At 54.5% G+C, this 319-nt stretch carries 2 tRNA genes; both read left to right on the forward strand.

Features of this window, described 5'->3' with window-relative positions:
- Window positions 1–3 precede the first annotated feature (3 nt).
- Window positions 4–80 (forward strand) — tRNA-Arg (locus tag HBA26_RS22720).
- 161 nt (window positions 81–241) lie between these two features.
- Window positions 242–318: transfer RNA gene (locus HBA26_RS22725), tRNA-Arg, on the forward strand.
- Window position 319 lies beyond the last annotated feature (1 nt).

The following is a 319-nucleotide window of genomic DNA, read 5'->3' on the forward strand; positions in this document are numbered from 1 at the left end:
GATGCATCCGTAGCTCAGCTGGATAGAGTACTCGGCTACGAACCGAGCGGTCGGAGGTTCGAATCCTCCCGGATGCACCATATTCTCCGAGATAACAGCGATGCTGTTTTTTCAAGGTCTGCGAGTTAATCGCAAGCACCAGGGAGGATAACGTTGCTTTAGCAACGGCCCGAAGGGCGAGGCGCAGCCGAGTAATCCTCCCGGATGCACCATTTACTGTTTCTAAAAGCATTTCCCCGATGCATCCGTAGCTCAGCTGGATAGAGTACTCGGCTACGAACCGAGCGGTCGGAGGTTCGAATCCTCCCGGATGCACCAT

It is taken from the genome of Enterobacter sp. 725m/11 (genome assembly GCF_011683705.1).
In the GTDB taxonomy this organism is placed as follows: domain Bacteria; phylum Pseudomonadota; class Gammaproteobacteria; order Enterobacterales; family Enterobacteriaceae; genus Enterobacter; species Enterobacter bugandensis.